Annotated in this window: 5 protein-coding genes; 4 read left to right on the forward strand and 1 reads right to left on the reverse strand. The window is 68.3% G+C overall.

What is annotated here, in order from left to right; genetic code table 11:
- From Q0176_RS00075 to Q0176_RS00090, 4 genes are all read left to right on the forward strand, one after another.
- Positions 1–864, forward strand: an 864-nt coding sequence (locus Q0176_RS00075) for a hypothetical protein (protein WP_299297806.1), incomplete at its 5' end; no start/stop codon positions are given.
- 148 nt (positions 865–1,012) lie between these two features.
- Entirely contained in the window at positions 1,013–2,068 is a 1,056-nt protein-coding gene (gene thrC, locus Q0176_RS00080; RefSeq protein ID WP_299297808.1) for a threonine synthase, read from the forward strand.
- Positions 2,065–3,003 carry a homoserine kinase gene (thrB, locus tag Q0176_RS00085; protein WP_299297810.1) on the forward strand — a complete coding sequence of 313 codons (939 nt, stop codon included), beginning with the start codon at positions 2,065–2,067 and terminating at the stop codon, positions 3,001–3,003. Before thrC ends, thrB begins: the two co-directional genes overlap by 4 nt.
- Before the next feature lie 93 nt (positions 3,004–3,096).
- Positions 3,097–3,579 (forward strand): ACT domain-containing protein, encoded by a 483-nt coding sequence (locus Q0176_RS00090; protein ID WP_299297812.1) that lies wholly within the window; start codon positions 3,097–3,099, stop codon positions 3,577–3,579.
- Positions 3,580–3,756: 177 nt separating this feature from the next.
- Here the strand turns inward: Q0176_RS00090 and xdh are convergent, their stop codons facing one another.
- On the reverse strand, positions 3,757–6,339 hold the full coding sequence (gene xdh / locus Q0176_RS00095) for a selenium-dependent xanthine dehydrogenase (RefSeq protein ID WP_299297814.1): 2,583 nt from the start codon (positions 6,337–6,339) through the stop codon (positions 3,757–3,759).
- Positions 6,340–6,448: the final 109 nt, after the last annotated feature.

Raw genomic sequence — 6,448 nt, forward strand, 5'->3', positions numbered from 1 at the left:
CTCACGCCTCAGGGCGTGCGGACGCGGGAACGGGTCGCACGGGAGCTCTGCGTGCCCGTGAGCCCCGCGGGCGAGGTTCCGATCGACGAGGTCCGGGCGCGCGAGATGCTGGAGCGGAACCGCCTGGAGCAGTTCCTGGACCGCGCGTTCATGACCGACTGGGGCATCAAGGAGGTGTCGGTCGGGGAGACGTTCCCGGTGGTTCCCTGCCTGCCCGACGACCGGTATTTCGCGCTCTCGGACGGGCGCGCCCGCGCCCTGTGGCCCGAGGCCCCCGTCGTAAAATCCTTCCTCGAGGCGTTTCCCCACTGGGGCGTCGCCGCGCGGACCCTGCCCGCACCGGGACAGGAGGCGCTGGACCGCTGGACCTCGGAGAACGGGGCCCCGACCGGTACCCTGACGTTCGACTTCGTCCTGCGGAGCCGTTATGACTTCAACCATTACAAGGACCTCGAGCCCCTGCCGACCGACCGCTTCAAGTTCCTCAACGCCGACCGGCTTTTCGCCCAGAAGGTCCGCGGCCGGGCGGAGGACCTCCTGCCCCTGATCGGACGCCTCCACATCTTTCTGATGGGGCAGCGCCGCATCTACGTGCCCGGGTGGTTCGACCTCGACAGGGAGGAGCAGGAGGACTGGGTGCTGCTGGCCCTGGCGACGGACACGGAGGCGCAGCTGGCCTCCCTCACGGCGACGCTGCGCGCCTGGGGACACGACCTGATCGACCCCGCCAATCCGCTCTACATCGTCGGCACGAGCATCGAGCGCCTGAGGGCGCAGAGGGAACAGAAGCGCACGCTCTACGACTGGTTCCAGGAGGAGACCGTGCGTATCCTGCGCCCCGACGCCCCGGACGAGATCGCATAGGCGATCAAGCGGAACACGGCCCCCCGAGGCGTGACACCGGCCTTGACATCCCACCCGGCGCAGTGTATAACCGGGTAATCGTGAAAAAGGCGCGGTCCTTCGCGAAAGGCCGCGTTCAAGGGATGCTTCAAGGGATGGAGGGATCGTATTGGGTATTCTGGCTCGTTACGCCGCCCTGCTTCCGGTGACGTCGGCAACGCCGCCCGTCAACCTGGAGGAGGGCTCTACGCCGCTCATCGCCCTGCCGCGCATCGGCGAAAAGCTCGGCATCACGCTTTACGGCAAGCTCGAGGGCTGCAACCCCTCGGGCTCCTTCAAGGACAGGGGGATGGTTCTGGCCGTCGCCAAGGCCCTGGAGGAGGGCAAGCGCGCCCTCATCTGCGCCTCGACGGGCAACACCTCCGCCTCGGCGGCTGCCTACGCGGCCTCCGTCGGCATCCCCTGCTTCGTCCTGCTCCCTGCGGGCAAGGTCGCCCTGGGCAAGCTGGCCCAGGCGCTGATGTACGGGGCCAGGGTCATCGCCGTGCGCGGCAACTTCGACCGCGCGCTGGAACTGGCCCGCACGGCCGCGGACAGGAGCGGCTGCGCGATGGTGAACTCCGTCAATCCCTACCGCCTCATCGGCCAGCGCACCGGCGCGTGGGAGATCTGCGAGGCCCTGGGCAAGGCGCCGGACTGGCACGCCATTCCCGTGGGCAACGCGGGGAACATCAGCGCCTATTGGGCGGGGTACGGGGAGTACGTCAGGCTGGGCCGGATCTCCAGGGCTCCCCGCATGATGGGCTTTCAGGCCGCGGGCGCCGCTCCGCTCGTCACGGGGCTCCCCTGTCCGGAGCCCGAGACGGTCGCCACAGCCATACGCATCGGCAACCCCGTCAGCGCGTCCCTCGCCCGCGCGGCAGTCTCGGAGTCCGGCGGCGAGTTCAACGCGGTCTCCGACGAGGAGATCCTCGCCGCACAGAGGCTTCTGGCCTCCGAGGGCGGGGTCTTCGCCGAGCCCGCATCCTGCGCGCCCCTCGCCGGTCTCCTCGCCCTGAAGCGGGAGGGCCGCCTTCCATCGGGCATCACGGCGGTCATGGTGCTGACGGGCAACGGCCTGAAGGACCCCGACACCGCGCTGTCCCAGACGGGGCGGCCCATCGAGATCGGCGACTCTCTGGAGGAGCTGATGGGCGTCCTGAGCGCCGGCGCCTCCGGATCATGACAGAGCGGGGGAAAGAACCGCTTCTCTCCCTGCGCGTCCCCGCGACGAGCGCCAACCTGGGCTCCGGGTTCGACACGCTGGGCATGGCGCTCTCCCTCTACAACGTCTTCAACGTCCGCGAGCTGCTTCCGGAGGGACGCTTCACCTGCGACGTCATCGGGGAGGGCGCCTACGAACTGTCCGACGCCGGCTCCAACATGGTGGTGGAGAGCTACCTTCGCGCCTGCGCGGAATGGGGTGTCTCCCCCCGGGGCCTCGCCCTGGAGTGCCACAACGTCATCCCGCTCTGCCGGGGCCTGGGCAGCTCCTCCACCGCCGTCGTGGCGGGCGTGGTCCTGGCCGACGCCGTGTCCGGACGCCGGACGGACGAGGCGGAGCTCCTGCGCGTCATGACGCTCATCGAGGGACACCCCGACAACGTGGTCCCCTGCTGTCTCGGGGGCATGACGGTCTGCTGCTGGGATGGGGAGAACCTGCGCTACGTGAAGCTGCCGCCCCTTCCCGACGACATGCACGTGGTCGCGGCGGTCCCGGACGTGCGGGTCCGCACCCACGACGCTCGGCAGGTGCTGCCCGAGCTCGTCCGGTTTGGGGACGCCGTGTTCAACCTGGGGCGTGCCTCCCTGCTCTGCGCCGCCTGGGCGACGGGGCGTTGGGATCTCCTCTCCTGGGGCATGGACGACCGCCTGCACCAGCCCTACCGAAGCTCCCTCTTTCCCGGCGGCAGGGACATCCTGGACCATATCCGCGGCCTTCCCGGCTGCGTCGCCGTCGCCATCAGCGGTTCCGGCCCCACGATGGTCGCGCTGGTCCGGGGCGCGCCCGGTACGGTCGCCTCCGCGATGTGCCGCACCTTCTCCGAGCATGACGTGCCCTCCCAGTTCTTCGTCCTGCGGGGTTCGTCCGTCGGAACGACGATCGAGAGCCGTCTTTGAGGCCCTTTTCCCGCTCCTTTTTTTGCCTTGCCGGGCAACACGGGGGGAGAGGGGATTTCGGGACCTGAAGAAGAAAACCGAGGTGAGAGACCCATGACAAATTCAATCATCGAGAGCATCCGGATCGACCGGGGCTGTGCGCGCATCATCCTGCTGGGCGTCCCCGACCTGCCGGGGGTCGCGGCCAGCGTATTCTCCGCCCTGGCCGAGAGGAACGTGGGCGTGGAGATGATTGTCCAGAACAACATGCGCGGCGGGATGACGGACATGACCTTCCTGATCCGCAAGGACCGTCTGGACGACGCCATCCCCGTCTGCCGCACGGCCGCCGAGGCGATCAAGGCCCAGGGGGTCTCCTTCAACACGGAGGTGGCCAGCCTCTCCATCCAGGGACAGGAGCTCTCCTCGAGCCCGGAGGTCACGGCCAGGATGTTCGCCACCCTGGCGTCCGTGAACGTGAACATCGAGATGATCACGTCGAGCACCTTCGCGGTCACCTGCGTCGTCGATGCGACCGCCGTGGAGCGGGCCGTCGCGGCGCTGCAGAGGGCATTCGACGTCGAGGCCGTCCTTTAGAAGGCCGCAGAACAGCTCCCCAAACGCACATAACGGATGCGAGGCCCCGGCTTGGGGCCTCTCGCTTTTTTATGGAGCGAGGGAAAGGAGGAGGACACAGATCATCTTTGGTCAACGCCCCCAACATCTTTTTAGGGAAGCGCCGATCGAATTCGGCGTTTCTCCCGCGCTTCCTCCCTATTTTTTCCGGCTGTAGGGGGTTCCCTCCAGCGGCAGGCTGTTCCGGAACCTGCCGTCCCAGCGCCGGTAGGCCAGGGCCAGGGTCGGGGCGGGCGGAACCAGGACGACCTCCCCCACCCCCTTGGCCCCGTAGGCCCCAGCGCCATCCGGGTCCTTGCACTCCATCAGCAGGCATTCGATCGGCGGCACGTCCGGCGCGCGGAACAGTCCGAGCGTCCCCAGCCGGGCACGCGGGACGCCCCCCTCGAGGCGCAGGTCCTCCGTGAGCGCATAGCCCAGGCCCATGACGACGCCGCCCTCGATCTGTCCCTCCACGCTGTTTCGGTTGATGACCTGCCCCACGTCGTGGCAGGCGATGTACCGCTCGATCCGGCCGTCCTCGCTCAGAATGCACACGTGGGCCGCATAGCTGTAGGCCGCGTGGCTGACGGGGTGCGGTTTGTCCGAGCCCATGGGGTCCGAAATGAACAGGAACTCGTCGTAGAACTCCCGCCCCTCGAGACGCCCGATGTCCCCACCGGCCTCCTTCAGGGCCTCCGCGAACTGCACGCAGACCCGCCGCGTCGCCTCACCCGTGAAGAGGGTTTGGCGCGAGGCCGTCGAGGTGCCGCTGTCCGGCGTCAGGGCGGTGTCGGGAGGGTTGAAGGCGATGCGGTTCACCGGGAGCCCCGTTGTGAAGGAGGCGATCTGGACCATGGTCGTCGCCACCCCCTGCCCCATGCAGGCCGCGCTGGTGAAGAGCCGTATGCCGCCGTCCCGGACCACCAGGCGCATACGCCCGGCGTCGGGCACGCCCACGCCCAGACCGCTGTTCTTCCAGGCGCAGGCAAGGCCCGCCCGGGGCGAGGACTCGAAGTAGGGTTTGACGGCCGCGAGACATTCCCGAATTGCCGTGTTCCGCGCCGCGATCTGGCCGTTGCCCAGCGCGTCGCCCGGCTCCACGACGTTGCGGTCCCGGATGTCCCAATAGGAGATGCCCGCTTTCTCCGCCAGGAGGTTCAGCGTGCACTCCACCGCGAAGGCGGACTGAGTGACGCCGAAGCCCCGAAACGCCCCGCTCGGCGGGTTGTTCGTGTAGACGTTCGTCCCCTCGATATCGACGTTCGGAACGCGGTAGGGCCCCGTGGCGTGGGTGCAGGCGCGCTGCATCACGGGCCCCCCCAACGAGGTGTAGGCGCCCGTATCGCCCCGGATTCGGATCCTCATGGCCGTGAGGCGCCCCTCCGCGTCGCACCCGGCGGTGTAGTCCATCACCATGGGGTGCCGCTTGGGATGGACGGTCAGGCTCTCCTGGCGGGACAGCGTCACGCGCACCGGACGCTTCGCGTGCCACGCCAGAAGCGCCGCGTGGTGCTGAACGGACATGTCCTCCTTGCCGCCGAACCCGCCTCCGACGAGCGCCGAGATCACGCGCACCCCGCTTTCGGGGCAGCCCAGCATCCGCGTCACCTCCCGGTACTCGTCGTAGACGCTCTGGCCGGACGTGCGCAGGACCAGGACGCCGTCCTCGTCGAGATAGGCCAGGGCCGTCTCCGGCTCCAGGAAGGCATGCTCCCCCACGGGAGATCTGTAGGTGCCATGCACCACGTGGGCGGACTCCGCCAGGGCCTTGTCGACATCGCCCCGTCTGACGACCGCGTTGACCTCAACGAAGTTGCCGAAGGGATGGATGAGCTCCGCGCCGGGCGCCATGGCCTCCTCGATGGTGAGCATCGGCCTCAGCACCTCGCTCTTCACCTCGATCAGGGCCAAGGCTTCCTTCAGGGTTTTTCGGTCAACCGCGGCCACCAGGGCCAGGGCGTCGCCCGCGTAGCGCGTCACCTCTCCGGGGGCGATCAGCACCGGCCAGTCGTGCACGATATGCCCGATGTACCGCTCGCCCGGCACGTCCTTGGCCGTCAGCACGGCCACGACCCCCGGGTGTGCCGCTGCGGTGCGCGTGTCGATTTCCAAAATGCGTTCGCGCGGCGTTTTGGGACGCAGCGCCGCTCCATAGAGCATCCCGGGCATCTTCAGGTCCTCGACGTATTTGCCCGTCCCCAGGGTCTTCTCGCGCGCGTCGAGGCGCGGCATCCGCTCCCCCAGGGCGTAGGGGCGGTCGAAGGGATCCTTCGGGGGGAGGAAGCCCGGGTCCCTCAGGGCCTCGGCGGCCATCGCGACGGCCCTCTCGATCTTGACGTATCCCGTGCAGCGGCAGAGGTTTCCCTTGAGCGCCGCCTTGATCTCCGCCGCGGACGGGCTGGCGTTGACGTCCAGAAGCCCCTTGGCGCTCATCACCATGCCGGGAATGCAGAAGCCGCACTGCACCGCCCCTGCCGCGCCGAAGGCCCAGGCATAGATCTCCCGCTCCCGCTCGGAGAGACCCTCGAGGGTCGTCACCGACCTGCCGTCCAGCCGCGAGACCTTCTGGATGCAGGCACGGGCCGTGCGCCCGTCGACCAGTACGGTACAGGCTCCGCAGACCCCCTCCGCGCAGCCGTTCTTCACCGAGGTGATGTCGGCCGTATCCCTGAGATAATCCAGCAGGGAGCCGTCCTCCGCTATCTCGTGGACCGCTCCGTTGATCGTCAGCCTGTACATGCAATCCCCCTCCTCGCCGTCGGCCCTCCGCCGGGCGGCCTTTACTAAGGGCCGCCCGGAACGGGACAAATTCAGGGAAGCGCTGATCAAAACAAAAACGCATATTTTG

Source organism: uncultured Fretibacterium sp. (assembly GCF_938040765.1).
GTDB lineage: Bacteria > Synergistota > Synergistia > Synergistales > Aminobacteriaceae > CAJPSE01.

Coding starts and splice junctions, on each gene's coding strand:
- xdh (WP_299297814.1), bottom strand. CDS start 6,339: ATGTACAGGCTGACGATCAACGGAGCGGTCCACGAGATAGCGGAGGAC.
- Q0176_RS00090 (WP_299297812.1), top strand. CDS start 3,097: ATGACAAATTCAATCATCGAGAGCATCCGGATCGACCGGGGCTGTGCG.
- thrB (WP_299297810.1), top strand. CDS start 2,065: ATGACAGAGCGGGGGAAAGAACCGCTTCTCTCCCTGCGCGTCCCCGCG.